This window comes from Kosakonia sp. H7A (assembly GCF_003028445.1).
GTDB classification, from domain to species: domain Bacteria; phylum Pseudomonadota; class Gammaproteobacteria; order Enterobacterales; family Enterobacteriaceae; genus Kosakonia; species Kosakonia radicincitans.
Genome location: NZ_PYTZ01000003.1, coordinates 370,038 through 395,139, shown reverse-complemented (window position 1 = coordinate 395,139; position 25,102 = coordinate 370,038). Strand labels below are relative to the sequence as shown.

Below are 25,102 nucleotides of genomic sequence, written 5' to 3'. Positions count from 1 at the left end.
TGACGGCGGGTAAACGCCATTATGTTATGCATATCACTCTAAATTGTTTTTTTGATGTTACCAAAAGCGCGTTCCTTTGCTATCATGAGCGATAACGAACATTTATGAGCTTTAACGAAAGTGCGTGAGGGCAGCATGGAAACCAAAGATCTGATTGTGATAGGCGGGGGCATCAACGGTGCCGGCATCGCGGTAGACGCCGCAGGGCGTGGTTTATCCGTGCTGATGCTGGAAGCGCAGGATCTGGCCTGCGCGACATCCAGCAACAGCTCCAAACTGATTCACGGTGGCTTGCGCTACCTTGAACACTACGAATTCCGCCTGGTGAGCGAAGCGCTTGCCGAGCGCGAAGTGCTGCTGAAAATGGCACCGCATATCGCTTTCCCGATGCGTTTTCGTCTGCCGCACCGCCCGCATCTGCGTCCGGCGTGGATGATCCGCATTGGTCTGTTTATGTACGACCACCTTGGAAAACGCACCAGCCTGCCGGCCTCAGCCGGTTTGCGTTTTGGCTCAGAATCGGTGCTGAAACCGGAAATCGTGCGCGGTTTCGAATATTCCGACTGCTGGGTGGACGATGCGCGTCTGGTACTGGCGAATGCGCAGATGGTGGAGCGTAAAGGCGGCAAAGTACTGACCCGCACCCGCGCCACCAGCGCACGCCGTGAAAATGGCCTGTGGATTGTTGAAGCGGAAGATATCGACACCGGAGAAAAATATAGCTGGAAGGCGCGCGGTCTGGTGAACGCCACCGGTCCGTGGGTCAAACAGTTCTTCGACGACGGTATGCATCTGCCTTCGCCGTACGGTATCCGCCTGATCAAAGGCAGCCATATTGTGGTGCCGCGCGTACACTCGCAGAAGCAGGCCTATATTCTGCAAAACGAAGACAAGCGTATTGTCTTTGTTATTCCGTGGATGGATGAGTTCTCCATTATTGGTACCACCGATGTAGAGTACAAAGGCGATCCGAAACACGTTGAGATCGATGAAAACGAAATCAACTACCTGCTGAAAGTCTATAACGCGCACTTTAAAAAACAGCTCATGCGCGACGATATCGCCTGGACTTACTCCGGCGTGCGCCCGCTGTGCGACGACGAATCCGATTCGCCGCAGGCCATTACCCGCGACTATACGCTGGATATTCATGATGAGAACGGCCAGGCTCCGCTGCTGTCGGTGTTCGGCGGCAAGCTGACCACCTACCGCAAACTTGCCGAGCATGCGCTGGAAAAACTGACGCCGTACTACAAAGGCATTGGCCCGGCGTGGACAAAAAATTGCGTACTGCCAGGCGGCGATATCAGCGGCGATCGCGACGACTACGCGGCGAAACTGCGCCGTCGCTATCCGTTTATCAGCGAATCGCTGGCGCGCCATTTTGCCCGCACCTACGGCAGCAACAGCGAACTGCTGCTGGCAAACGCCACCCGCATTGAAGATTTGGGAGAACACTTCGGTCACGAGCTGTATGAAGCCGAACTGCGTTACCTGGTTGAACATGAATGGGCGCGCCGCCTTGATGATGTGATCTGGCGTCGAACGAAGCTGGGAATGTGGCTGAATGCCGAAGAGCAATCCCGCGTGGCACAGTGGTTAACGCGTCATAACAAAGCGGAATTATCGCTGGCGTCGTAATGGTTGTGCCGGATGGAGGCTACGCCTTATCCGGCCTGAGTTCTGCATGTTTGCAGGCCCGGTAAGCATCACGCTACCGGGCCTGCATCGTTACAATCGTACCGGATCGATATGCCAGATATATTCGGCGTACTCCTGAATCGTACGATCCGACGAGAAATACCCCATATTGGCGATATTGTGCATCGCTTTGGTGGCCCACTCTTCCGGGTGGAGGTACAGCTCATCCACCTTATCCTGGCAATCAACATAACTGCGGAAATCCGCCAACACCTGGTAATGGTCGCCAAAGTTGATGAGCGAATCCACCAGATCGCGATAGCGTCCGGGCTCGTTCGGGCTGAACTGGCCGGTGGCGATTTGCGTCAGCACCTGATGCAGTTCTTGATCTTTCTCGTAGTATTCGCGCGGCGAATAACCTTTGCGTCGCAGCGCCTCAACTTCATCCGCCGTATTGCCGAAGATAAAGATATTCTCCGCGCCGACATGCTCCTGCATCTCAACGTTGGCGCCATCCAGCGTACCAATTGTCAGCGCGCCGTTAAGGGCGAACTTCATATTACTGGTACCGGAGGCTTCCGTACCCGCCAGGGAAATCTGCTCTGACAGATCCGCCGCCGGAATGATCACCTGCGCCAGGCTAACGCTGTAGTTCGGGATAAACACCACTTTCAGTTTGTCGCCGATTTGCGGATCGTTATTGATCACCTGCGCCACATCGTTGATCAGGTGAATAATATGCTTTGCCATGTAATACGCCGAAGCGGCTTTCCCTGCGAAGATATTGACGCGCGGCACCCACTGAGCGGTGGGATCTTCTTTGATACGGTTGTAACGCGTGATGACATGCAGAACGTTCATCAACTGACGTTTATATTCATGGATACGCTTGATCTGCACATCGAACAGCGCTTTTGGATTCACCACCACATTAAGCTGATGGGCAATGATCTCCGCCAGCCGCTTTTTGTTCTCCAGCTTGGCCTGCCGCACCGCCTGGTTAACCAGCGGATAATCAATATGTTGCTCCAGCTCGCTCAACTGGCTGAGATCGGTACGCCATGTACGCCCAATATGTTCATCCAGCACGCCGGAAAGTGAAGGGTTGGCCAGCGCCAGCCAGCGTCGCGGCGTCACGCCGTTGGTGACGTTGAGAAAACGCATCGGGAAAATAGCAGCAAAATCGGCAAACAGCGACTGAACCATCAAGTTGGAGTGCAACTCAGACACACCGTTGACTTTATGGCTGATCACCACTGCCAGCCATGCCATGCGCACACGGCGGCCGCTGGATTCGTCAATGATCGACGTCCGGCTCAGCAGCGCGGTGTCGTTCGGGTACTGCTCCTGCAACGTTTTCAGGAAATAATCATTAATTTCGAAAATGATTTGCAGATGACGCGGCAAAATTTTGCCCAGCATATCCACCGGCCAGGTTTCCAGCGCTTCACTCATCAACGTATGGTTGGTGTAAGAGAAGACCTGACAGGTGACTTCAAACGCTTCATCCCATTCGAATTTATGTTCGTCGATTAACAGGCGCATAAGCTCCGGAATCGACAGCACCGGATGGGTGTCATTGAGGTGAATGGCGATTTTATCCGCCAGATTGCTGAAGGTTTGATGCAATTGATAGTGGCGGCTGAGGATATCCTGCACGGTCGCTGAAACGAGGAAATACTCCTGCCGCAGACGCAGTTCACGCCCGGAATAGGTGGAGTCATCCGGGTAGAGCACGCGGGAGACGTTTTCCGAGTGGTTTTTATCTTCCACCGCCGCAAAGTAGTCGCCCTGGTTAAATTTACCGAGGTTGATTTCGCTACTGGCCTGCGCATTCCACAGGCGTAGAGTGTTGGTCGCATCGGTGTCGTAGCCGGGAATGATCTGGTCGTAGGCTACCGCGAGGATCTCCTCGGTTTCCACCCAACGACTCCGCTTGCCTTCCTGCTGAACACGCCCGCCAAAGCGCACTTTATAGCGCGTATTGTGGCGTTTGAATTCCCACGGGTTGCCGTATTCCAGCCAGTAATCCGGCGATTCCTTCTGCCGACCGTCGACGATATTTTGCTTAAACATGCCGTAGTCATAACGGATGCCATAGCCGCGACCGGGCAAGCCCAGCGTCGCCAGCGAATCCAGGAAACAGGCCGCCAGCCGCCCGAGGCCGCCATTACCGAGGCCGGGGTCGTTCTCTTCATCAATCAGCTCTTCAAGATCGAGCCCCATCTCTTCCAGAGCGTTTTTCACGTCGTCATAAATACCCAGTGAAAGCATGGCGTTGGAGAGCGTGCGGCCAATCAGAAACTCCATCGATAAGTAGTAGACCTGGCGGACTTCCTGGGAAAGTTGCGCGCGGGTGGAACGCAGCCAGCGCTCCACCAGACGATCGCGCACGGCGAACAGCGTGGCGTTCAGCCATTCATGGCGGTTAGCAATAGCGGGATCTTTACCGATGGTGAACATCAGTTTATAGGCAATCGAATGTTTTAATGCCTCAACGCTCAACGTCGGTGAGGCATAAGTAAATGGCGCATTCATATAAGTGATTCCTGGAAAACTATTTCAACCGAAGATAAAGATCGCGATAAGACTGCGCTGCGACCTGCCAGCTAAAATCCATGGCCATCGCCTGGCGCTGTACAAAACGCCAAAGCGAAGGTCGGGACCACAACACGAAAGCACGCCTGATCGCCCTTAACAGCGACCAGGCATTACTGTCTTCAAAAGCAAAACCGGTAGCGATGCCATCCGCCAGATTTTCCAGCGAACTGTCGGAAACAGTATCCGCCAGCCCGCCGGTTCGCCGCACCAGCGGCAACGTCCCGTACTTCAGACCGTACAACTGCGTTAAGCCGCACGGCTCAAAACGGCTCGGCACCAGAATGACATCCGCGCCGCCCATAATGCGGTGGGAGAACGCTTCGTGGTAGCCAATCTGTACGCCAACCTGACCCGGATGCTCCGCCGCCGCCGCGAGGAAACCTTCCTGCAAGACCGGATCGCCCGCGCCCAGCAGCGCCAGTTGGCCGCCCTGTTCCAGCAGGCCTGGCAAAGCTTCCAGCACCAAATCCAGCCCTTTCTGGCTGGTCAGACGGCTGACCACGGAGAACAGCGGAACTTTGTCGTTGACCTTCAGCCCCATGGCGATTTGCAACTGACGTTTGTTCTCCGCTTTCTCTTCCAGCGTATCCCGCGTGTAGCGCGCGCCGAGAAGCAGATCCGTCGCCGGATCCCAAATCTTCTCATCCACACCATTCAGAATGCCGCTGAGGCGGCCCTCCTGCTGGCGCTGGCGCAGTAATCCTTCCATGCCATAGGCATATTGCGGCTCGGTGATCTCCCGGGCGTAGGTGGGGCTAACGGCGGTAATATGATCCGCGTAATACAGCCCCGCCTTCAGAAATGAAATCTGTCCGTTAAACTCCAGCCCGTGCATGTTAAAGAATGACAATGGCAACTGGATGTCATTCATATGATGGGCAAAAAACATCCCCTGGTAGGCAAGGTTATGGACGGTAAAAACCGACTTTGCCGGGTGCCCTTTCGCCGCCAGATAGGCCGGAGCCAGCCCCGCATGCCAGTCGTGCGCATGAACCACATCCGGACGCCAGAAAGGATCCAGTCCGGTGGCCATCTCGCTGCCCACCCAACCGAGCAGCGCAAAACGCAATACGTTGTCAGTATAGGCAAATAAATTGGTATCGTGATAAGGACTGCCGGGGCGCGCATATAAATGCGGCGCGTCGATCAGATAGATCCCTACTCCATTGAAATGCCCAAACAGCAACGTGATGGGCCCGGCAAAGGTCTCCCGGCGGGAGACCACCTGAGCATCGCTCACGCCGCGGCGTATATCCGGGAATGCAGGCAACAGTACGCGTGTATCAACACCACCGGCGATTTGCGCCGCAGGCAATGCACCAATAACGTCCGCCAGACCTCCGGTCTTCAGCAACGGAAACATTTCAGAACAGACATGTAAAACCTGCATTATCGCTCCTGTTCAAATCCATACGGCAAGGATGGCCGTCAGGGGGGAAACAGCGCGCGGACCTCTTCCGCGCAAGGTTTCAATTCACTTATCAGCCTTGCAGTTTGCGTAGCATCTCTCGCGTTACCAGCACGATACCCTCTTCGGAGCGGTAAAATCGGCGCGCGTCTTCTTCTGCGTTTTCACCGATCACTGTGCCTTCCGGGATCACACATCCTCTGTCGATAATGCAGCGGCGCAAGCGGCAGGAGCGCCCTATCCAGACCTCCGGCAATACCACCGACGAATCAATATTGCAGAAGGAGTTGACGCGTACGCGATAGAACAACACCGACTGCACAACGACCGAGCCTGAAATAACGCACCCGCCAGCCACCAGCGAGTTCAGCGTCATGCCGTGGCTGCCCGATCGATCCTGAACAAATTTCGCCGGAGGCAGAGATTGATTATAGGTACGGATAGGCCAGTTTTGATCGTACATATCCAGTTCTGGCATCACCGACGCTAAATCGAGGTTCGCTTTCCAGTAAGCTTCAAGCGTTCCCACATCGCGCCAATATGGTTCTGAATTCGGATCCGATTGCACACAGGATTGCGGGAAAGGATGTGCATAGGCCATGCCAGATTTGACGATTTGCGGAATGATATCTTTACCGAAGTCATGGCTGGAGTTCTCGTTTTTATCATCCTCCTCCAGCAGGTCGTACAGATATTCGGCATCAAAAATATAGATCCCCATACTGGCCAGCGCCTTGCTGTCATCGCCGGGCATAGAGGGGGGATTCGCCGGTTTTTCGACGAAGTCGACTACCTTGTCCTGCTCATCAACCGCCATCACGCCAAAAGCGGTTGCTTCGTGAATGGGCACCGGCAGGCAGGCCACGGTGCAACGCGCCCCTTTTTCGACATGGTCGAGCAGCATGCGCGAGTAATCCTGCTTGTAAATGTGGTCGCCCGCCAGAATGACGATATATTCCGCGCGATAACGGCGAATAATATCGAGGTTCTGCGTCACCGCATCTGCCGTGCCGCGATACCAGTTTTCGCCATGCACACGCTGCTGGGCAGGCAACAAGTCGACAAACTCGTTCATCTCGTTATTGAAGAAAGACCAGCCGCGCTGAATATGCTGAACCAGTGTGTGGGATTGGTACTGAGTTATCACCCCAATACGGCGAATACCGGAGTTGATGCAGTTGGAGAGCGCAAAATCGATGATGCGGAATTTACCGCCGAAGTGAACCGCCGGCTTGGCGCGTTTTTTTGTTAAATCTTTCAGGCGCGTCCCGCGCCCGCCCGCCAGAATCAGGGCGACGGATTTCAAGGGCAACTGGCGCGCTAACATTGTAGGGTCGTTCTTATCTAATCTCACCATGACAGACTCCGTTTTTATGACCGCTGAAATACGCATACTCCATGCGCAGGCCCATGCCAGGCAGTTATCACTACCGGATTGTCCTCTCCGGCAAAGGGAGGAATGGCGTGCCATCCTCCTCGGGGCAAAACCATTTCTGCAACATCGCTGGTTGCGTTAATGGCGATTAAAACCGTATCGGAGAGCAGAATTTGTAAGCGCAGAGCCCCGTGCTGCCACGCCTGCGCCGTCAACGGTTGTCCGGCGTGATCCAGCCAGGCTACACTGCCGTCTCCTTCTTCCCACCAGACGTCGCGCGTCAAAGCGGGGATCCGTTGACGTAACTGGATAAGCGCAGCAGTGAAGTGCATTAGCCCGCTATCCGCATGCTGCCAGCTCAGCCATGTCAGCGCGTTATCCTGACAGTACGCATTATTGTTACCGTGCTGGCTGTGCCCCAGTTCATCTCCGGCCAGCAGCATCGGCGTTCCCTGAGAAAGTAGCAGCGTGGTCAGCAGCGCATGCACGCTGGCGCGCCGCCGTTCTACCACATCAAAACTGCCGCCCAGGCCCTCGTGTCCATGATTATTGCTGTGGTTTTTATCGGTGCCGTCGCGATTGTCCTCGCCGTTCGCCTCGTTATGCTTATGGCTGAAGCAGACACAATCACGCAAAGTAAAACCATCGTGCGCGGTGATCAGATTGACCGAAGCCGACGGCAAACGGCCCGCACGTTTAAACAGATCGCTGGAGGCAGCAAACCGCCCGGCCAGCTCGCCCAGCGACAACGACTGTTCCAGCCAAAAACGACGCGTCGCGTCGCGGAAATGATCGTTCCATTCGGCAAACGGTGCGGGGAAATTCCCCACCTGGTAGCCGCCAGGGCCGATATCCCACGGCTCGGCGATCAGTTTCAGATCGCAAAGTAGCGGATCGTTTTTGATCGCGCTAAACAGCGGCGCCTGCGGATCAAAACCCGGTGTGCGTCCCATTACTGTCGCCAGATCGAAGCGAAAACCGTCAATGTGGAATGTCTCCACCCAGTAACGCAGGCAGGCATGCGCATAGTCCACGCCTGCAGGATGGCTCAGGTTCAGCGTGTTGCCGCATCCGGTCCAGTTGTGGTAATCGCCATCGTCTCTGATCCAATAATAGGTACTGTTATCAATGCCGCGCAGGGAGAAAGTCGGCCCATCGAGATCGGTTTCGGCGCTGTGATTAAGCACAATATCGAGGATCACTTCGATGCCCGCCTGATGCAGCGCCCTCACCGCTTCGCGGAACTCATTGATGGCCTGTTGCGGATCGCTGGCATAGTGCGGATGGAGCGCAAACAGCGCCAGCGGGTTATAGCCCCAGTAATTAGAAAGCCCCAGCCGTTGCAGGCGCGGCTCACTGGCAAAATGAGCGACGGGCATCAGCTCCAGCGCGGTGATGCCAAGCTGCTTAAACCAGGCAATCATCAACGGATGCCCCAGCGCCTTATAGGTGCCACGGATATTTTCCGGTAACTGAGGATGAAGCCAGGTGAGCCCTTTGACGTGCGCTTCGTAAATGACGGTGTTGCCCCACGGCGTGCGCGGCGGCACATCGTCTTGCCAGTCGAACGCGTCATGTACTACCACACTGCGCAAGCCAAGCGAGGCATTATCGTGAGGATCCGGCGAATCATAGCCGTCATGGAACAGCGGGCTGTCAACGGCTTCGCCGTCGACGCGTTTCGCGCAGGGGTCGAGCAAAAGTTTTGCTGGATTAAAACGGTGGCCTCGCGCCGGTTCCCAGGGGCCATGCACGCGGTAGCCATAGTGCAGGCCGGGCTTTGCGCCGTTGAGAAAACCGTGCCAGATATCCCCGGTGCGGCCAGGCAGATCGACGCGCTGTTCGTTACCTTCATCATCGAACAGGCACAACTCGACGCGCTCCGCATGGGCGGAAAACAGCGTAAAATTAACGCCGTCCGCCTGCACTTCTGCGCCGGGCGGCAACGATTGCCCCACCGTCAGCTTCGTCATTCCCCCTCCCGCACCAGCCATATAGTCGCCAGCGGCGGTAACGTCAGCAGTAGCGAGTGTTCACGCCCCCGGTTAGCAATTGCATCGCTGTGTACCACGCCGCCATTACCGGTATTGCTGCCGTGGTAGTGCATCGAATCGGTGTTTAACTCCTCGCGCCAGCGGCCGGGCTGATTGATACCAAAGCGATAATCGTAGCGCGGCACCGGCGTAAAGTTACTGGCGACAATGATTTCGTTGCCCTGTTTGTCGCGCCGGACAAAGACAAACACCGACGCTTCATGATCATCCACCACCAGCCACTCAAAACCGTACGGGTCAAAATCCACCTCATGCAGCGCTTTGTGGTGACGGTAGAGATGGTTCATGTCGCGCACCAGCCGCTGTACGCCGTGGTGCCAGTTGTCGCCACCCTCAAGAAGATGCCAGTCCAGGCTGCCGTCGTGGTTCCACTCGCGTCCCTGGGCAAATTCGTTGCCCATAAACAGTAATTTTTTACCAGGGAAAGCCCACATCCACGCGTAGTAAGCACGCAGATTGGCAAACTTTTGCCAGGCATCGCCGGGCATTCTGTCGAGGATCGATTTCTTGCCGTGAACCACTTCGTCATGGGACAGCGGCAGGATAAAGTTTTCGCTGTAGTTGTAGAGAATGCCGAAGGTGAGTTTATCGTGGTGGTACTTGCGATACACCGGATCGAGCTTCATGTAGTCCAGCGTGTCGTGCATCCAGCCCAGATTCCACTTGTACCAGAAACCCAGCCCGCCCTGAGAAGGCGGCCGCGAAACACCGGCAAAATCGGTGGACTCTTCCGCCATACTGACAACGCCCGGCGCCTGCTCGCCGAGAATGCGGTTGGTGTTGCGCAGAAATTCAATCGCTTCCAGGTTCTCGCGCCCACCATACTCATTGGGGATCCACTCGCCCTCTTTGCGGCTGTAGTCGCGGTAGATCATCGAGGCCACCGCATCGACGCGCAGCGCATCAATACCGAAGCGTTCGATCCAGTAGAGCGCGTTGCCTACCAGATAGTTACTCACTTCGCGACGCCCGTAGTTATAGATCAGCGTGTTCCAGTCCTGGTGATAGCCTTCGCGCGGATCGCTGTGCTCATACAACTTCGTCCCGTCAAACTCTGACAGGCCAAAATCGTCCGACGGAAAATGCCCCGGTACCCAGTCGAGGATCACCCCCAGCCCGGCAGCATGAGCGGTATGAATGAAGTGCAGAAAATCATCGCGGGTGCCAAAGCGGCGGGTCGGCGCGTACAGCCCGGTCGGCTGATAGCCCCAACTGCCATCAAAGGGGTGCTCATTCACCGGCATCAATTCAAGGTGGGTAAATCCCATCCATTTGGCATACGGCACCAGTTGATCGGCCAGTTCACGATAGCTGAGCCAGAAGTTGTTGTCGGTATGGCGACGCCAGGAACCAAGATGCACTTCATAAATACTGATTGGTGCATCAAACTGGTTTGCCCGTTTGCGCTCATCGCTCTGGGTTTTCTTGCCCGGCAGACCGCAGATCAGCGAGGCGCTGTCCGGACGCATCTGGGCTTCAAAGGCGTAAGGATCGGCCTTAATCTTCAACCTGCCGTTTGCATCACGGATCTCGAATTTGTAGAGCTGACCGTTGAGCGCGCCAGGAATGAACAGCTCCCAGATCCCGCTTTCACGACGCAAGCGCATAGGATGACGGCGGCCGTCCCAGTAGTTGAACTGCCCAACCACCGAAACTCGTTGTGCATTCGGCGCCCAGACGGCGAATCGCGTTCCCACCACGCCATCCATCGTATCAGCATGCGCACCCAGCGTTTCATAGGGGCGCATATGTGTTCCTTCGCTGAGCAGCCAGCTATCCATATCCTGCAACAGCGGGCCGAAACGATAGGGATCATCAATCAGATTCTGCTGGCCATGCCAGATCACAGCAAATTGATAACGGAAAGGATTTTTGCGGCGCTCCATTACGCCGCTGAAGAAGCCCCGTGAATCCAGGCACTCCAGTTGTCCTACTTTGCGCCCGGTTTTCGGCTCAATGACCCACACTTCAGTGGCGTCAGGCAACAGAGCGCGAACTTCAATACCGGCATCGGTACAATGCATGCCAAGAACGGAGAAAGGGTCGGCAAAACAGCCGGAAATTAGTGCGTTAATCACGTCTCTGTCGATATGAACAGACATGGCTTTCATCCTGTTATGGTGGTATCGCGCTTTCCACCGCCGTTTCACGCGGTTGCGATACTTTTTGAACCTGAACGGAGCAGCACAAATGTGCGCATCCTCTATGCTCCGTCCCGCTTTCAGGTAAGGTGTTCAGACACCTTACTTAAAGCATAGCCAACACTTTTCAACTCCTGAGAAAATAAACACATCAACCACATTTTCCGGTAAAAACTCATAAAAAAAGGTGCCGAAGCACCCTTTTTTTATTTTTCTCTTACGCCAGTTGGCGCAACATTCGACGCAATGGTTCCGCTGCGCCCCACAATAGCTGGTCGCCAACGGTAAAGGCGGAGAGGAACTCCGGCCCCATATTCAGTTTGCGCAGACGGCCAACCGGCGTGGTCAGCGTACCGGTGACAGCCGCAGGCGTCAGTTCACGCATGCTGATTTCGCGATCGTTTGGCACCACTTTGGCCCACGGGTTGTGCGCAGCCAGCAGCTCTTCCACAGTCGGAATTGACACATCTTTTTTCAGTTTGATGGTAAACGCCTGGCTATGGCAGCGCAGCGCGCCGATACGTACGCACAGACCGTCAACCGGGATGGTGGACGCCGTGTTGAGAATTTTGTTGGTTTCGGCCTGGCCTTTCCACTCTTCGCGGCTCTGGCCATTATCGAGCTGTTTGTCGATCCACGGGATCAGGCTGCCCGCCAGCGGTACACCGAAGTTATCAACCGCCAGTTCGCCGCTGCGGGTCAATGCTGTCACTTTGCGCTCGATGTCGAGGATAGCGGAAGCCGGATCCGCCAGTTCTGCCGCCACATGGCTGTGCAACTGGCCCATCTGCGTCAGCAGTTCGCGCATATGACGCGCGCCGCCGCCAGAAGCCGCCTGGTAGGTCGCTACAGAGACCCATTCCACCAGATCGTTAGCGAACAGACCGCCCAGCGACATCAGCATCAGGCTGACGGTACAGTTGCCGCCAACAAAGGTTTTGATGCCATTGTTCAGGCCGTCATTGATCACCGCCTGGTTAACCGGGTCGAGGATAATAATGGCGTCATCTTTCATGCGTAAAGAAGATGCTGCGTCGATCCAGTAACCCTGCCAGCCGCTTTCACGGAGCTTTGGATAGATTTCGTTGGTATAATCGCCGCCCTGGCAGGTGACAATGATGTCGAGTGCCTTCAGCGCTTCCAGGTTGAACGCGTCCTGAAGCGTACCTGCTGCATGGCCGCCAAACGCGGGTGCAGCCTGCCCAAACTGGGAAGTGGAAAAGAAGACAGGGCGAATGGCGTCGAAATCGCGCTCCTCAACCATGCGTTGCATGAGTACAGAGCCGACCATTCCACGCCAGCCGATAAAACCAACATTTTTCATAGCGAAAGTTCCTGCAGAGGTATGTGCTGAAGATGTGTACCAGTATCCCACTGGGCCAGTGCTCACATTACAAAATGCAGCCAAAGTCGCAAGTGAAATTAATCAATGATAGCGAATGCATCAGAAATGCGGCTAATTACTGCAAGTTGGCCGCCAGCGTCAGGGATAATAATAAATGAGTGAAATCATCTCCGCAGCGGTGTTGTTGATCCTGATAATGGATCCGTTAGGCAACCTGCCCATTTTTATGTCGGTGTTAAAACATACCGAGCCGAAACGCCGCCGGGCGATCATGATCCGCGAACTGCTGATCGCCCTGCTGGTGATGTTTATCTTCCTGTTTGCCGGGGAGAAAATCCTCGCACTGCTCAATTTACGCGCGGAAACGGTGTCGATTTCCGGCGGCATCATTCTGTTCCTGATCGCCATTAAGATGATTTTCCCCAGCGAAACCGGCAGCAGCTCCGGCCTGCCGGCCGGTGAAGAACCGTTTATCGTGCCGCTGGCGATTCCGCTGGTTGCTGGCCCTACGCTGCTGGCAACGCTGATGCTGCTTTCACATCAGTATCCAAACCAAATGAGTCATCTGGTGATTGCGCTGTTAATCGCCTGGGGCGGAACGGTCGCCATTCTGCTGCAATCGACGCTGTTTTTACGCCTGCTCGGCGAGAAAGGGGTGAACGCGCTGGAACGCCTGATGGGGCTGGTTCTGGTGATGCTCGCCACCCAGATGTTCCTCGACGGCATTCGGGTGTGGATGAAGGGTTAACGACTGAAACGCCGGGTGGTGGTTTTGCCTTATCTGGCCTACAGATATTGATAACAATCGACGAGACAGCTAAACACATTCATAAAAAAGGCAGCGACCAAACGGCGCTGCCTTTTTCTTTACGAAGAACTTAACTCAACAACGTGAAAGCAATCATCCCGATAATTGCACCGGTGGTGCCGAGGATGGTTTCCATCATGGTCCAGGTCTTCAGCGTTTGCGCTTCGCTTGCACCGGTAAAACGGCCATACAGCCAGAAACCGGCGTCGTTCACGTGGCTCACCACGATGGAACCGCCCGCGATACAGATGGAGAGTGCCGCCATCTGCGCGCCGTTGAAGTGCAGTTGTTCGATAACCGGCATCACCAGGCCGACCGCCGTCAGACAGGCAACGGTTGCAGAACCCTGAATGATGCGCACCGCCGCCGCCAGCACGAAGCAGGTAATAGCGACAGGCAGGCCCATACCGGTCAGCGCTTCACCCAAAGCCGGGCCTACGCCTGAGTCCACCAGCACCTGTTTGAACACACCGCCTGCACCGATCACCAGCAGAATAATGCCCGCCGGTTGCAGCGCATGGCCGCAGATTTCCATCACGCGATCTTTCGGCATCCCCTGGCGCATCGCCAGGCCGTAAATCGCCACCAGGCACGCCACGAGGATCGCCGTGAACGGGTGACCGATAAATTCCAGCCAGTCATACAGGTTGCTGCCTTCGGTAACGAAACGCGCAGCGATGGTTTTCATTCCCACCAGCACCAGCGGCAGCAGGATCAACGACAAGCTGAACGCGAATGACGGCATTTTGCCTTCGCCAAGATGTGGCTCGCTCACGTCATCAGGAATATGCAGTTCGACATAACGGCTGATGAAGTTGCCCCACAGCGGGCCGGCAATCAGCATGCCCGGAATGGCTGCGCACAGGCCGATCAGGATCATCCAGCCGAAATCAGCGTGCATCTGCGAAGCCAGCAGCATCGGCGCAGGCCCCGGCAGCAGAAACGCCGCCGCTGCCGCAACACCGGCAAACAGAGGAATCACCAGTTTCACCAGGTTGGTGCCCGTATGGCGCGCCATTGAGAAAGCAACGCTGATCAGCAGCACAATCGCCACTTCAAAAAAGAGCGGCAATGCGCAAATCAGCCCGGCCAGACCAATCGCATAATGCGCGCGGCTGTGGCCGAAAGATCTCAACATCTTGACGGCGATTTGGTCCACCGCCCCGGTTTCATGCAGAATTTTGCCGAACATTGCGCCAAGCGCGACCACAATGGCCAGAAAGCCGAGCGTTCCGCCCATCCCTTTTTCCATGGTCTGCGCGATTTTAATCAGCGGCATACCGGAAAAGAGCCCTGCACCAATAGAAACCACCATCAAAGCGACGAAAGCGTGCATACGCGCTTTCATCACTAAAAACAGCAGCAACAGCACGGAGCCGACTGCTGTTAAAACCAGTGTTAATGTACTCACTGCACATTGCCTTTGTTAATAATCTCAATGGTGCTGGCAACAACACCTTCCAGCGGCTGGTCGATATCAACGACCAGAACATCGCGCTCGTCTGCACCCGGCTCTTCAAGGGTGTCAAACTGCGTGACCAGCATTTGCGTTTTAAAGAAGTGGCCCTTACGCGCCTTCAGACGGCTTTCGATAACCTCGAAATCCCCTTTCAGATAGATGAAAGAGAGGTTCGGGTTACCGTCGCGCAGCAGATCGCGATAGTGCTTTTTCAGTGCCGAGCAAACAATCAGCGACACTTTATTGGTGCGCTGCATGGCGAAAGCGGCATCGTTCAGCGCCTGCAACCACGGTTTGCGGTCATCGTCATTGAGCGGCTCGCCGGAAGCCATTTTCATGATATTGCTGCGCGGATGGAGGAAATCGCCATCGAGAAACGCGGCATGTAACTGATGCGCCACTTCGCTGGCGACAGCAGATTTGCCACTGCCTGAAACGCCCATCAGGACATAAATGTGGTGATCAAAGTTCGTCGTGCTCAAGGGTAGCCCCCACAAAGTGCAAGAGTGAATTGTTACGGGTAACTGTTATCGGTAACATTGTCCTGCCGGGGTCTGGGAGAAGCAATATCCATTCGTGCCAGAGATAAATAAGTGTGAGCTACTTCAAATTTGTCAGACTAAATAGATCCACCTGGTGACAAAGTGAAACCTAAATCTAACATTTTCGGCGTAACTGCTTCACCGCGAATGCGCGCCAGTAAGCGCTCTGCGCCAATGCGTCCCATGCGCTCACGTGGCGTCAGGACGCTCGCCAGACGTGGCTCCATCACCTGGCCGATATCGTGACCGTGGAACCCGGCAATCGCCATATCTTCCGGGATCCGCAGCCCCAGACGCTGGCACTCAAACGCGGCGCCGACGGCAAGGTCATCGTTGGTACAGAAAATCCCGTCCAGTTGCGGGTACTCGCGGCGCGCCTGACGCATCAGTTCTATCCCTGACGTATAAGAGGATGACTGCTCCATCATGACGCTGTACGGCGTCAGCCCGGCATCCAGCATCGCCTGCTCGTAACCCTTCTGTTTGATGATAGTACGTTCGTCAAGACGTGCGCCGAGATACGCCACGCGCCGATGACCGCGTGCGAGAATAGCGGCGGTCATCTGCCGCGCGGCTTCGAAGTTGTCAAAACCCACGGCGATATCAATGCACGGCGAGCGGCTGTCCATCAGCTCCACCACCGGAATACCCGCAACCTGAATCATCTTCAGCGTGCGCGCGGTGTGTTTGCGTTCAGTGAGGATCAGCCCGTCGATATTCCACGAAAGCATCGATTCCAGACGTTCTTCTTCCATCTCCGGTTTATAACCGTAGTGGGCAAGCATCGTCTGATAGCCGTGCGCATCGGTCACGCTTTCAATACCGCGTAACACTTCAGCGAAAACCTGGTTGGTCAAAGAGGGAAGCAGAACACCAATAGCCCGGCTGGTGGCATTGGAGAGAATATCGGGAGCGCGATTGGGAATATAACCCAGTTCATCAAGCGCAGCGGCGATTTTGCCACGTAATGCCTCGGAAACCTGCTCCGGGTTACGTAAGAAACGGCTGACCGTCATTTTGGTCACGCCAACGCGATCGGCCACATCCTGAAGTACGGGTCTTTTCTTTTTCATCGTCCTGACATTTTTATCTGAGTGAGAGTTTCTCAGTTTATCACGGACAATGCGCAACCTTCCGGTAATAACCGAAAGGTTGCGTTATTTATTCAACTAAATCAGATCAAACCGGCGGCAAATCGAACAGCAGAATTTCACTGTCGCTGTCGGCATGAACCGAAATAGCCTGCTCGTCCCAGATTGCCAGACCATCGCTGGTGGTCGCTTTAGTGCCATTAATGGTCACGCTGCCTTTCACCACCTGGATCCAGACGCGGCGTTCAGCGGCAATCTGATGGGCAGACTGCTCATCTTTCAACAGCGCCCAGCGGTACAGTTCCATATCCTGGTTCACTTTCAGCGAACCGTCGCGGGCATCCGGCGAAAGCACAAGCTGTTTGCCCTGCAGGGCGTCGAAGCGGCGCTGTTCGTAACGTGGCGTGATACCTGTTTTTTCCGGAATGATCCAGATTTGGTACAGACGCAGACGATCGGTGTCGCTCGGGTTGTACTCAGAGTGACGCACCCCGGTACCAGCACTCATAATCTGGAATTCACCGGCGGGCACCTGCTCTTTATTGCCCATGCTGTCCTGGTGTTCAACTGCGCCTTCCAGCACGTAGGTCAGGATTTCCATGTCTTTGTGCGGATGCGTGCCAAACCCCTGGCCCGGATCGATCACGTCATCGTTAATCACGCGAAGAGCCGAGAAACCCATGAAATTCGGATCGTAATAATCGGCAAAAGAGAAGCTATGCCAGGAATCCAGCCAACCATGATTTGCGTGGCCGCGGTCGTTTGCTTTACGTAAATAGATCATCTTTTTTACCCCCGTATGTTTTCGATGGGGTAAGTGTGGACGCAAACGACAGGCAATCATAGAGGGTGAAAATTGACTCCTCTGTTCAAAAAAAATGAACAATCACAGAGGAGCCATTTGTACTTATTTCGCGAGGGTTATCGTGGCCGGAGAGGCCTGCTCAAAGGCACGTTCGAGCAACTCAAGGTTGGTGAGAACTTCAGATTCCTTGACGTAATTTGGCGCCCCGGTTGTCAACGTTTGATAGAGCGCATCATAGACGCGGCCATAGTCGCCGGTTTCCGGCGCAACCTCTTCGCGAACCGTTTCGCCCGCCGCATTCACATACTCCAGAATGCCAATACTGTCGTCAGCGGCAAAGCCTGGTTCCCCCGGCATGATATTGGCTTTCAGGCTGGTTTCCTGCTGATCGATACCGTATTTGATAAACGACCCTTTCGTGCCATGCACAATAAATTTCGGGTAATCGATTTTTACCAGATGGCTGGTTTTCACGATGGCTTTTAAATCGCCGTAGAAGAGCTGAGCTTCAAAGGTATCGTCCGGATTGGCCTTGTTGCGCAGGCTGCGAATATCGTAGGCCGCATGATCGGGACGACCAAACAGCGAGATAATCTGGTCCATGGTGTGCACGCCGAGGCCATAAAATGAGCCATCCTGCGGCAAGCCGGGTTTGGTTTCCGCCACCGGGCGGTAATAGTCAAAGTGGCTTTCAATTTCAATAATATTGCCGAGCTTACCGCTTTCGATCGCTTTTTTAGCGGTCAGGAAGCAGGAGTCAAAACGGCGGTTCTGGTACGGAGAGACCGTCAGACCCTTGCTTTTCGCCAGTTCAAACAACGCGATCGCTTCCGCCATCGTCGGGGTAAACGGCTTCTCCACCAGCACGTTTTTCCCTGCTTCCAGCGCGCGCTTCGCATAGTCGAAATGGCTGTCGGCGTGAGTACAGACAATCACCAGTTTTACCTGCGGATCGAGCAGGATGTCGTCCAGATCGCTGGTGAAATGAATATGTTGATACGCGGGATGTTGTTCTTCCGGTTTTGCATGGCGGCGAAAGATGTGCGCCACATTCCAGCTCGCTTTCCGGTTGAGAACATAAGGAAGATGATAACGGGTCGTGCTTTTGCCAAACCCGATAAATGCGCAATGTAGAGTCATGATCCAGTCCTTGTTGAGGTGACTGTCACTACCATAGCGCAACTTCGAAAGCCGTGCCCCTCGCCCTTTTCTCAAAAGGCCGCCTTCGGCAAATGACAGGCAAAAAAAAGCCAGCACGCGGCTGGCTAAGAAATACTGGAAGCAATGTGAGCAATGTCGTGCTTTCAGGATTACCGCAACGGTTTCCCTGAATGCATGGCAATAATAATCATTATCATTCGCACTTGTCTACACCTTTTTGCAAAAAATGGCAGTTGACGCTTTTTATGAAAGCCCGGAAGGTATGGGTAAACCTAACCAAATGGAGAAGCAGGATGAGTGAGATAGTGATACGCCATGCCGAAGCGCGCGATGCCGAAGATTTACGTCAGTTCTATGCGCTACCTGAGGTGTATCACAACCTGCTACAGCTACCGCATCCACCTGCCGAACTCTGGGAAGATCGCCTGAAACCACAGCCAGGACGCCGTCAACTGGTCGCCTGCATTGATAATCAACTGGCCGGAAACCTGACGCTGATGGTGGAACAAAACCCGCGCCGCAGCCACGTTGCCACCTTTGGCATGGCGGTTTCGTCGGCGTTTCATAACCGTGGCGTCGCCAGCGCGCTGATGCGCGAGATGATCAACCTGTGCGACAACTGGCTGCGCATCGACAGAATTGAGCTAACCGTGTTTGTCGATAATGCTCCGGCGCTGGCGGTGTACCGTAAATTCGGTTTTGAAATTGAAGGCACCGGAAAACGTTATGCGCTGCGTAACGGTGAGTTTGTCGATTCGTACTTTATGGCGCGCATGAAAGCCTAAGCCATTCCCTCTCCCTGCGGGAGAGGGAAATCATTCAATATCCGGCCGTTAAATCATCCACCGAGCGCGGGTCCGACGCGCCATACAGTGTACCGTCCGGCGCCACCATAATGCTCTGCGTGCTGCCCATCGCCTCCTTCACCGCCACTTTTTGCCCCCTCTGTTCCAGCAGTTTCAGCGTATCCGGGCTAAAGCCTTTTTCGACGCGCAGCTCATCCGGCAACCATTGATGGTGGAAGCGCGGTGCGTTGGTGGCTTCCGCGACGTTCATCCCGAAATCAATGGAATTCACCACCATTTGCAGCACCGTGGTAATAATCCGGCTGCCGCCAGGGCTGCCGGTCACCAGCCAGGTTTTACCGTCTTTCAGCACAATGGTTGGCGACATCGACGACAGCGGCCGTTTGCCAGGCCCAACTGCGTTCGCATCGCCGCCTACCAGACCATACACGTTTGGCACACCGGGTTTGGCGGAGAAGTCATCCATTTCGTTGTTCATCAGGATGCCGGTATTACCGGCCACAATACCGGTGCCAAAAACCGTATTCAGGGTATAGGTGACGGCCACCGCCGTGCCCTCTTTATCCACCACCGAATAGTGCGTGGTTTGGTTGCTCTCGTAGGGTTCGAGCTTGCCAGGGCGGATCTGGCTGGAAGGGCGGGCTTTATTGAGATCAATCTGTGCGGCGATCGATTTGGCATACGCTTTGTTGGTCAGCGCCTGCCACGGCACTTTGACGAAGTCCGGATCGCCGAGATATTCGGAGCGATCAGCATAGGCGTATTTCTCCGCTTCGGTCATCACCTGTATGGCATCGGCGCTACCAAAGCCATATTTCGCCAGATCGAAGTTCTCCAGAATATTGAGGATCTCAACGATATGGATCCCGCCGGAAGAGGGCGGCGGCATGGAGTAAACCTGATAGCCGCGGTAGTCGCCGCTGATCGGCGTGCGCTCCACGGCTTTGTAATTGGCTAAATCTTCTTTGGTGATAAGCCCGCCGTTTTTGCTCATCTGCTGGGCGATTTGCTCAGCGATAGCGCCTTTGTAGAAGGCGTCCGGCCCTTTTTCCGCAATCATCTCCAGGCTTCTGGCCAGATTGCTCTGCACCAGTTTGTCGCCCTTTTTCAGCGGTTCGCCATCCTTCCAGAAGATCGCTTTACTGTTTTCATGATTTGGCAGCACTTCACTGCCGTAGGTTTTCAGATCGTTCGCCAGCGCATCGTTGACCACAAAACCCTGCTTCGCCAGTTTAATGGCCGGCTGCACCACTTTCTTCAGCGGCAGCGTACCGTACTTTTCCAGCGCCATTGAGAAACCTGCCACCGTGCCGGGCGTCCCGGATGCCAGATGTGAGGTCAGGGATTTTTTGCTGTCCGGGTTACCCTGATCGTCGAGGAACATATCGCGCGTGGCGGCGGCGGGCGCCATTTCCCGGAAATCGATCGCCGTGACCTTCCCCTCTTTGGTACGAATCAACATAAAACCGCCGCCGCCGAGATTACCGGCCTGCGGATGCGTGACCGCCAGCGCATATCCCACCGCGACGGCCGCATCAACAGCATTACCACCCTGCTTCAGAATATCGACGCCAACGCGCGTCGCGGCTTCATCTACCGAAGCCACCATGCCTTGCTTCGCAACCACCGGGTGGAAGACATCGGCTTCAACACCGTACGAGACCGGCGGCGCGGTTGCCTGCCCTTCTGGCGGCGCAGCCGCAACGCTAAAACACCCTCCCGCTGTCAGCGCGGCAATCAGCATCCAACGCGCAAACTTCTGTTTCATCATCGTCGTTACTCCCAGGTAAGGGGCTACAGTTCCCGCTTAAGCCTGGTTCACAACTCTTAAAAAATCATTTTCATGAATGAAAGCAAGTAAACTGAAAGGAAGCCTCAACAGGAGGGAACAACGATGAAACATTTACTGATTCTGGCGGCTCTGCTGCCTTTTAGCGCCTTTGCACAGCCGCTAAACCCGACGAATAACCCAAACCAGCCGGGATATGTGATCCCCAGCCAGCAGCGGATGCAGACGCAAATGCTCAACCAGCAGCAACAGCAGCAGGGCATGCTGAGGCAGCAACAGCAGACGCAAAGCCGCCTGCAACAGCAAAATCTGCAAACGCAAATGAATAACAACTCACAGCGGATTAAACAGGCGCAGCCCGGCGCGCTTAACCAGGGCCATCAAGTGCTGCCAAATACCGGTAGCGGAATGTTAAGCGGCGGAACGGCTTCTGGCGGGATGACGACGCAGCAGCATATGCTGCCGCAGAGTCAAAACGGCAACATGCTGCAAAGCACGCCGCCGTCGACCACCTCTCAATAACGGAAGTTCGGCCCGATATCGTCGATTTTATCGGTGCAGATGCTGTCCACACCCCAGCGCAACAGCTCGGCAGCGCGCGCGGGTTGGTTTACGGTGTAAACCAGAATGCGTAAGCCCGCGTCGCGCAACATGCGCACCCGCGCTTCATCCAGCAGTTTGTGATTGAGATGGATGGAGAGGCATCCGAGGCGTGTGGTCAGTTCCTGCCAGTCATCGCGCCACTCGTCAAGCAACAGGCCGCGCGGCAGTTCCGGCGCGGCTTGCTGAGCGGCTTCCAGCGCATCGATTTCAAACGAAGAGAGCAAGGGCGCGGTCATGCCTGCCCACAATTCGCGGGCGGCCAGCGCCACCACTTTGCCGGTCAGCGGACCGGTGCCGGTGGTGGGTTTGATTTCGATATTCGCCATCATGCCGTGCTGGCGGCAACGCTCCGCTACCTGCGAAAGCAGCGGCAGCGGCTCGCCTTTGAATTCGCCGCTAAACCAGCCGCCGGCATCCACTTTCAGCAAATCACTCCACGCCAGTTCGCCCGCCACGCCCCAGCCATTGCTGGTACGCTCAAGGTTGTCGTCATGCAGCAGGAAAATCTCGCCGTCTTTCGACAATTTGGCATCGAACTCAATCATGGTATGCCCGTAACTCGCGCCGACGTCGATTGCCGCCAGCGTGTTTTCCGGAGCCAGTTTCCCGCCGCCGCGATGGGCGACAATATGGGGATAAGGCCAGTTACTCATACGCGTTGTCCTGTTTCACCATCAAATAAGTGCAGGTGATTTTCCGGCAGATGCAGCCACAACGTGCTGCCCGCAGCCGGGCGTTCGTAATGCGATAAGCGAACCACCAGCTTCTGCTCGCCCCAGCGGCCGTGCGCCAGGTTGTCTGCGCCGAGCATCTCCAGCGTCTCCATCACCAGCGGAACGCCACCTTCGGCCTGTGAGCTTAACGCAATATGTTCCGGGCGGATACCCAGCGTCATTTTGCGCCCGGCGTAGCCGCGGTAGTACCAGTTGATCGGCAATGCCATACCGCTTCCCAGTTCAAAATGGGTGCCCTCGCTATTGATGCGGCCCTCCAGCAGGTTCATCGCCGGGCTGCCGATAAAGCTCGCCACAAAACGGCTGGCGGGTTTTTCATACACTTCCACTGGCGTTCCGATTTGTTCAGCAACACCTTTATTCATCACCAGCACACGTTGCGCCAGCGTCATCGCTTCAACCTGATCGTGCGTGACATACAGCGAAGTGGTGTTCAGGCGGCGGTGCAGTTGTTGTAACTCCAGCCGCATCTGCACGCGCAATTTAGCATCGAGGTTCGACAGCGGTTCATCAAAGAGAAACACCGCCGGATCGCGCACAATAGCGCGCCCCATCGCCACGCGCTGGCGCTGACCGCCGGACAACTCGCGCGGACGGCGCTTCAACAAACCATCTAGTTCAAGAATACGCGCCGCCTCCGCCACCCGACCGGCAATGTGCGCTTTGCCCATACCGCGGATTTTCAGCCCCCACGCCATGTTCTCTTCCACACTCATATGCGGGTAGAGCGCATAGTTCTGGAACACCATCGCAATACCGCGATCTTTCGGCTCCTTTTCGGTCACGCGCTGGGTGTCGATCCAGATATCGCCGCTGGAGACGCGCTCCAGCCCGGCAACCATACGCAGCAACGTTGATTTCCCGCAGCCCGACGGGCCAACCATCACGATAAATTCACCATCCGAGACGTCCAGCGTCAGCGGTTGAATCACCTGCGTTTTGCCGCTGTCCCAGCTTTTGGTTACAGCCTGTAATTTTAAACCTGCCATCTTATTTCTCACTGTCCACTAAACCACGCACAAACGCGCGCTGCATGGCTAAAACGATAACGACCGGGGGGATCAACGTCAGCAGCATCGCTGCCATCACCTGGTTCCATTGCGTGGTGCCTTCACCGCTGGCAATCATGCCTTTCACGCCCGCTACGGCAGTGCCGAGGTTGACGTCGTTGATAATCAGCAGCGGCCACAAATACTGGTTCCAGCCGTAGATAAAGGTGATCACGAACAGTGCAGCCAGGTTGGTTTTGGAAAGCGGCAGCACAATGTCGCGGAAAAAGCGCATTGGCGAGGCGCCATCAATGCGCGCGGCTTCCAGCAGCTCATCCGGCAGGGTCATAAAGAACTGGCGGAACAGGAATGTCGCGGTGGCCGACGCCATCAGCGGCAACGTTAGACCGGTGTAGCTGTCGAGCATCTTCAGGTTGGCGATCACTTCCACCGTCGGGAAAATACGCACCTCGACCGGCAGCATTAAGGTGATGAAAATCATCCAGAAGAAGAGGTTACGCAGCGGAAAGCGGAACCAGACGATAGCGAAAGCCGACAGCATCGACACCGTGATTTTGCCCACCGTGATCGCCAGCGCCATGATGAAGCTGTTGGTCAGCATCAGCCAGAATGGCGCGCTGTTTACGCCGACGCCGTTCATCCAGATGTTGCGCAGGTTTTCCCACAGGTGAGTACCGGGAATTAAGGTCATCGGCGTGTCATAGACGGCGTTGATATCCAGCGTCGCGGTCACGAAGGCGACATATAGCGGAAACAGCACCACGACGACACCGAGAATAAGCATGATATGGCTGAACAGCGCCAGTCCGGGGCGATTCTCAATCATTGGTAGCGCACCTTACGTTCAACATAGCGAAACTGGATAACCGTCAGCACAATTACCAGCACCATCAGCACCACCGACTGCGCCGCCGAAGCAGAAAGATCCAGGCCGACAAACCCTTCGCGGTAGATCTTATAAATCAACGTCGTGGTTGCCTGCACCGGGCCACCAGCGGTCGCGGCATCAATCACCGGGAAGGTATCGAAGAAGGCGTAAACGAGGTTCACCACCAGCAGGAAGAAACTGACCGGCGCGATGAGGGGCAGCGACAGTTTGAAGAAGCGGCGAACCGGCCCGGCGCCATCAATAGCCGCCGCCTCGACCAGCGAGCGGGGAATCGATTGCAACGCAGCGAAAAAGAACAGGAAGTTGTAGCTGATCTGCTGCCACACCGAGGTAAAAACCACCAGAAACATCGCCTGGCCGCTGTTTTGCGCGTGGTTCCAGTTGTAGCCGAACTGTTCCAGAAAATGGGTAATCAACCCGCGCCCGGGGTTAAACAGGAAGATCCACAGTACGGCGGCAACGGCTGGCGCAACCGCATAAGGCAGCAGCATCAGCGTCTGGTAGATACGGCTGCCGCGCACCACGTTGTCCACCAGCGCCGCAAAAAACAGCGAGACAAACAGGCCGCTAAAGGTCACCAGCGCGCTAAAACGCATCGTGGTCCAGAACGAATCCAGATAATAGCCGTCATGAAACAGCGCGATAAAGTTGTCCAGCCCGACAAACTGGCTGGAAAGCCCGAACGGATCCACGCTTTGTACCGAGTACCACAACGCTTCGCCCGCAGGCCAGATAAAGAAAATAATGGTGATAACCAGTTGCGGGGCAACCAGCAAATAGGGCAGCCAGCGCGAGCGGAACACCGGACGGGATGATGACATTGCGATTTGCTTCCTGAAC

General features: G+C 55.4%; 20 protein-coding genes. 4 read left to right on the top strand and 16 right to left on the bottom strand.

What is annotated here, in order from left to right; genetic code table 11:
* Positions 1 to 135: 135 nt before the first annotated feature.
* Positions 136 to 1,641, top strand: coding sequence for a glycerol-3-phosphate dehydrogenase (glpD, locus tag CWM66_RS14700; protein WP_107146836.1), 1,506 nt, complete (start codon positions 136 to 138; stop codon positions 1,639 to 1,641).
* A gap of 90 nt (positions 1,642 to 1,731) precedes the next feature.
* On the opposite strand, the gene glgP is transcribed toward glpD, so the two are convergent.
* From glgP to asd, 6 genes are all read right to left on the bottom strand, one after another.
* Positions 1,732 to 4,179 (bottom strand): glycogen phosphorylase, encoded by a 2,448-nt coding sequence (gene glgP / locus CWM66_RS14695; protein ID WP_007369724.1) that lies wholly within the window; start codon positions 4,177 to 4,179, stop codon positions 1,732 to 1,734.
* Between the two features lie 19 nt (positions 4,180 to 4,198).
* Positions 4,199 to 5,632 carry a glycogen synthase GlgA gene (gene glgA, locus CWM66_RS14690; protein ID WP_007369723.1) on the bottom strand — a complete coding sequence of 478 codons (1,434 nt, stop codon included), beginning with the start codon at positions 5,630 to 5,632 and terminating at the stop codon, positions 4,199 to 4,201.
* Between the two features lie 91 nt (positions 5,633 to 5,723).
* Positions 5,724 to 7,007 carry a glucose-1-phosphate adenylyltransferase gene (gene glgC / locus CWM66_RS14685; RefSeq protein WP_035888941.1) on the bottom strand — a complete coding sequence of 428 codons (1,284 nt, stop codon included), beginning with the start codon at positions 7,005 to 7,007 and terminating at the stop codon, positions 5,724 to 5,726.
* Between the two features lie 14 nt (positions 7,008 to 7,021).
* The gene (glgX, locus tag CWM66_RS14680) at positions 7,022 to 8,998 is read right to left on the bottom strand and encodes a glycogen debranching protein GlgX (protein ID WP_107146835.1); all 1,977 of its coding nucleotides are present in this window, start codon (positions 8,996 to 8,998) and stop codon (positions 7,022 to 7,024) included.
* Positions 8,995 to 11,181 carry a 1,4-alpha-glucan branching enzyme gene (gene glgB / locus CWM66_RS14675; protein ID WP_107146834.1) on the bottom strand — a complete coding sequence of 729 codons (2,187 nt, stop codon included), beginning with the start codon at positions 11,179 to 11,181 and terminating at the stop codon, positions 8,995 to 8,997. The genes glgX and glgB overlap by 4 nt, the downstream gene beginning before the upstream one ends.
* A 256-nt stretch (positions 11,182 to 11,437) precedes the next feature.
* On the bottom strand, positions 11,438 to 12,544 hold the full coding sequence (gene asd, locus CWM66_RS14670) for an aspartate-semialdehyde dehydrogenase (protein WP_035888935.1): 1,107 nt from the start codon (positions 12,542 to 12,544) through the stop codon (positions 11,438 to 11,440).
* Between the two features lie 175 nt (positions 12,545 to 12,719).
* Here asd and CWM66_RS14665 point away from each other — a divergent pair, with 175 nt between their 5' ends.
* Complete coding sequence (locus CWM66_RS14665; RefSeq protein WP_007369718.1) at positions 12,720 to 13,313, top strand: YhgN family NAAT transporter; 594 nt, start codon at positions 12,720 to 12,722, stop codon at positions 13,311 to 13,313.
* A gap of 130 nt (positions 13,314 to 13,443) precedes the next feature.
* On the opposite strand, the gene gntU is transcribed toward CWM66_RS14665, so the two are convergent.
* The 5 genes from gntU to CWM66_RS14640 all read right to left on the bottom strand — a co-directional run bounded on the left by gntU (position 13,444) and on the right by CWM66_RS14640 (position 18,410).
* A complete protein-coding gene (gene gntU / locus CWM66_RS14660) occupies positions 13,444 to 14,784 on the bottom strand; it encodes a gluconate transporter (RefSeq protein WP_007369717.1) in 1,341 nt (446 codons plus the stop codon).
* Entirely contained in the window at positions 14,781 to 15,314 is a 534-nt protein-coding gene (gene gntK, locus CWM66_RS14655) for a gluconokinase (protein WP_007369716.1), read from the bottom strand. Before gntK ends, gntU begins: the two co-directional genes overlap by 4 nt.
* A gap of 137 nt (positions 15,315 to 15,451) precedes the next feature.
* Positions 15,452 to 16,447 carry a gluconate operon transcriptional repressor GntR gene (gene gntR / locus CWM66_RS14650; protein WP_007369715.1) on the bottom strand — a complete coding sequence of 332 codons (996 nt, stop codon included), beginning with the start codon at positions 16,445 to 16,447 and terminating at the stop codon, positions 15,452 to 15,454.
* Between the two features lie 106 nt (positions 16,448 to 16,553).
* Positions 16,554 to 17,249, bottom strand: a complete 696-nt coding sequence (locus CWM66_RS14645) for a pirin family protein (protein ID WP_107146833.1) — start codon at positions 17,247 to 17,249, stop codon at positions 16,554 to 16,556.
* 123 nt (positions 17,250 to 17,372) lie between these two features.
* Positions 17,373 to 18,410, bottom strand: a complete 1,038-nt coding sequence (locus CWM66_RS14640) for an oxidoreductase (protein WP_007369713.1) — start codon at positions 18,408 to 18,410, stop codon at positions 17,373 to 17,375.
* A gap of 314 nt (positions 18,411 to 18,724) precedes the next feature.
* Here CWM66_RS14640 and yhhY point away from each other — a divergent pair, with 314 nt between their 5' ends.
* Positions 18,725 to 19,216, top strand: a complete 492-nt coding sequence (gene yhhY / locus CWM66_RS14635) for an N-acetyltransferase (RefSeq protein ID WP_007369712.1) — start codon at positions 18,725 to 18,727, stop codon at positions 19,214 to 19,216.
* Between the two features lie 34 nt (positions 19,217 to 19,250).
* Here yhhY and ggt read toward each other — a convergent pair whose 3' ends face one another.
* Entirely contained in the window at positions 19,251 to 21,005 is a 1,755-nt protein-coding gene (ggt, locus tag CWM66_RS14630; RefSeq protein ID WP_369878898.1) for a gamma-glutamyltransferase, read from the bottom strand.
* A 126-nt stretch (positions 21,006 to 21,131) separates the two neighbouring features.
* Between ggt and CWM66_RS14625 the strand changes: the two genes are divergently transcribed.
* Positions 21,132 to 21,548 (top strand): DUF2756 family protein, encoded by a 417-nt coding sequence (locus CWM66_RS14625; protein WP_107146831.1) that lies wholly within the window; start codon positions 21,132 to 21,134, stop codon positions 21,546 to 21,548.
* On the opposite strand, the gene ugpQ is transcribed toward CWM66_RS14625, so the two are convergent.
* The 4 genes from ugpQ to ugpA are packed head-to-tail and all read right to left on the bottom strand — an operon-like array spanning position 21,542 to position 25,083.
* Positions 21,542 to 22,282: a glycerophosphodiester phosphodiesterase gene (gene ugpQ, locus CWM66_RS14620; RefSeq protein ID WP_071921634.1), complete on the bottom strand. Its 741-nt coding sequence runs from the start codon at positions 22,280 to 22,282 to the stop codon at positions 21,542 to 21,544. The two genes, CWM66_RS14625 and ugpQ, sit on opposite strands and share 7 nt — an antisense overlap.
* A complete protein-coding gene (locus CWM66_RS14615; RefSeq protein ID WP_079517264.1) occupies positions 22,279 to 23,352 on the bottom strand; it encodes a sn-glycerol-3-phosphate import ATP-binding protein UgpC in 1,074 nt (357 codons plus the stop codon). Before CWM66_RS14615 ends, ugpQ begins: the two co-directional genes overlap by 4 nt.
* A gap of 1 nt (position 23,353) precedes the next feature.
* On the bottom strand, positions 23,354 to 24,199 hold the full coding sequence (gene ugpE, locus CWM66_RS14610) for a sn-glycerol-3-phosphate ABC transporter permease UgpE (RefSeq protein ID WP_007369707.1): 846 nt from the start codon (positions 24,197 to 24,199) through the stop codon (positions 23,354 to 23,356).
* Positions 24,196 to 25,083, bottom strand: coding sequence for a sn-glycerol-3-phosphate ABC transporter permease UgpA (gene ugpA, locus CWM66_RS14605; protein ID WP_007369706.1), 888 nt, complete (start codon positions 25,081 to 25,083; stop codon positions 24,196 to 24,198). The genes ugpE and ugpA overlap by 4 nt, the downstream gene beginning before the upstream one ends.
* Positions 25,084 to 25,102 lie beyond the last annotated feature (19 nt).

Coding starts and splice junctions, on each gene's coding strand:
- glgA (WP_007369723.1), bottom strand. CDS start 5,632: ATGCAGGTTTTACATGTCTGTTCTGAAATGTTTCCGTTGCTGAAGACC.
- ugpA (WP_007369706.1), bottom strand. CDS start 25,083: ATGTCATCATCCCGTCCGGTGTTCCGCTCGCGCTGGCTGCCCTATTTG.
- ggt (WP_369878898.1), bottom strand. CDS start 21,005: ATGAAACAGAAGTTTGCGCGTTGGATGCTGATTGCCGCGCTGACAGCG.
- yhhY (WP_007369712.1), top strand. CDS start 18,725: ATGAGTGAGATAGTGATACGCCATGCCGAAGCGCGCGATGCCGAAGAT.
- glpD (WP_107146836.1), top strand. CDS start 136: ATGGAAACCAAAGATCTGATTGTGATAGGCGGGGGCATCAACGGTGCC.
- CWM66_RS14645 (WP_107146833.1), bottom strand. CDS start 17,249: ATGATCTATTTACGTAAAGCAAACGACCGCGGCCACGCAAATCATGGT.
- glgB (WP_107146834.1), bottom strand. CDS start 11,181: ATGTCTGTTCATATCGACAGAGACGTGATTAACGCACTAATTTCCGGC.
- glgX (WP_107146835.1), bottom strand. CDS start 8,998: ATGACGAAGCTGACGGTGGGGCAATCGTTGCCGCCCGGCGCAGAAGTG.
- glgP (WP_007369724.1), bottom strand. CDS start 4,179: ATGAATGCGCCATTTACTTATGCCTCACCGACGTTGAGCGTTGAGGCA.
- CWM66_RS14625 (WP_107146831.1), top strand. CDS start 21,132: ATGAAACATTTACTGATTCTGGCGGCTCTGCTGCCTTTTAGCGCCTTT.
- ugpQ (WP_071921634.1), bottom strand. CDS start 22,282: ATGAGTAACTGGCCTTATCCCCATATTGTCGCCCATCGCGGCGGCGGG.
- CWM66_RS14665 (WP_007369718.1), top strand. CDS start 12,720: ATGAGTGAAATCATCTCCGCAGCGGTGTTGTTGATCCTGATAATGGAT.
- gntR (WP_007369715.1), bottom strand. CDS start 16,447: ATGAAAAAGAAAAGACCCGTACTTCAGGATGTGGCCGATCGCGTTGGC.
- CWM66_RS14640 (WP_007369713.1), bottom strand. CDS start 18,410: ATGACTCTACATTGCGCATTTATCGGGTTTGGCAAAAGCACGACCCGT.
- asd (WP_035888935.1), bottom strand. CDS start 12,544: ATGAAAAATGTTGGTTTTATCGGCTGGCGTGGAATGGTCGGCTCTGTA.
- CWM66_RS14615 (WP_079517264.1), bottom strand. CDS start 23,352: ATGGCAGGTTTAAAATTACAGGCTGTAACCAAAAGCTGGGACAGCGGC.
- ugpE (WP_007369707.1), bottom strand. CDS start 24,199: ATGATTGAGAATCGCCCCGGACTGGCGCTGTTCAGCCATATCATGCTT.
- glgC (WP_035888941.1), bottom strand. CDS start 7,007: ATGGTGAGATTAGATAAGAACGACCCTACAATGTTAGCGCGCCAGTTG.